Source organism: Paenibacillus sp. HB172176 (genome assembly GCF_011947265.1).
Lineage (GTDB): Bacteria > Bacillota > Bacilli > Paenibacillales > Paenibacillaceae > Pristimantibacillus.
The window spans coordinates 1-1,185 of sequence record NZ_JAATHD010000074.1 but is presented as its reverse complement, the minus strand read 5'-3'; the positions used below and the strand labels follow the sequence as shown (position 1 = coordinate 1,185).

Genomic DNA, 1,185 nt, shown 5'->3' with positions numbered 1-1,185 from the left:
TAAGCGCTGAAAGCATCTAAGCGTGAAGCCCCCCTCAAGATGAGATTTCCCAGTATGTAAGACCCCTTGAAGACGACGAGGTTGATAGGTTCGGGGTGGAAGCGCGGCAACGTGTGGAGCTGACGAATACTAATCGGTCGAGGGCTTATCCTAAAGCAACACAAGCTAAAGCGTAACAGCAACTTTCGTATCCAGTTTTCAAGGCGCAAACACGCTTTGTAGATTAACATCGTGGTAGTGTCTTCTCTGAAACGATATCGTTGATGCGTCTTACTGATGTATAACTGGATGTGTTTCAGCGAAAACGCAAATCAGCGAAGAGCACCGGCACGCTATGTTCCCTGATAGCTCAGTTGGTAGAGCACTCGACTGTTAATCGAGTTGTCACAGGTTCGAGTCCTGTTCGGGGAGCCATTCATGCTCTCATAGCTCAGTAGGTAGAGTGCATCCATGGTAAGGATGAGGTCACCGGTTCGATCCCGGTTGAGAGCTCCAGATCGTCTTCTCTGCAACGATTTGTTATCTGTTCCTGGACAAGAATGGAAGAAGAAAGAGCAATGAAGAATCGTTTGCTTCGCAAATATTTCAGGCCCGTTGGTCAAGGGGTTAAGACACCTCCCTTTCACGGAGGTAACAGGGGTTCGAATCCCCTACGGGTCACCATTTATGGAGGATTAGCTCAGCTGGGAGAGCATCTGCCTTACAAGCAGAGGGTCGGCGGTTCGATCCCGTCATCCTCCACCATACCGATGCTGGGGATTAGCCAAGCGGTAAGGCAACGGACTTTGACTCCGTCATGCATAGGTTCGAATCCTATATCCCCAGCCATTTCTTAGCAAGAGCCATTAGCTCAGTTGGTAGAGCACCTGACTTTTAATCAGGGTGTCGAAGGTTCGAGTCCTTCATGGCTCACCAGTTTTTACCTGTTTTACCTTGTGCGCGTGTGGCGGAATGGCAGACGCACCAGACTTAGGATCTGGCGTTTCACGACGTGGGGGTTCAAGTCCCTTCACGCGCACCATAACATGAAGAAAACCTTCGGCGAACGAAGGTTTTTTTGTATATTGCGCGCCTAGCCAAGCTAGGCACAATTAGCCGGTGAAAGTCCGGTCGAGGTAAGAGCCAAGTCGCCTCGTAGCTGACAGGCAACTGGTGGAGAGATCCTAAGGTTGAAGCCCTGTGACA

Annotated in this window: 7 tRNA genes and 1 rRNA gene; all 8 read left to right on the top strand. The window is 50.2% G+C overall.

Annotated elements, in window-relative coordinates:
• A 23S ribosomal RNA gene (locus HFP08_RS28840) occupies nucleotides 1–153 on the top strand; the annotation flags it as partial.
• Nucleotides 154–338: 185 nt separating this feature from the next.
• Nucleotides 339–414 (top strand) — tRNA-Asn (locus tag HFP08_RS28835).
• 5 nt (nucleotides 415–419) lie between these two features.
• Nucleotides 420–495: transfer RNA gene (locus tag HFP08_RS28830), tRNA-Thr, on the top strand.
• Nucleotides 496–588: 93 nt separating this feature from the next.
• Nucleotides 589–663 (top strand) — tRNA-Glu (locus tag HFP08_RS28825).
• Nucleotides 664–668: 5 nt separating this feature from the next.
• Nucleotides 669–744, top strand: a tRNA-Val gene (locus HFP08_RS28820).
• A 9-nt stretch (nucleotides 745–753) separates the two neighbouring features.
• A tRNA-Gln gene (locus HFP08_RS28815) sits at nucleotides 754–828 on the top strand.
• A gap of 11 nt (nucleotides 829–839) precedes the next feature.
• Nucleotides 840–915: transfer RNA gene (locus HFP08_RS28810), tRNA-Lys, on the top strand.
• 22 nt (nucleotides 916–937) lie between these two features.
• Nucleotides 938–1,021 (top strand) — tRNA-Leu (locus HFP08_RS28805).
• Nucleotides 1,022–1,185: the final 164 nt, after the last annotated feature.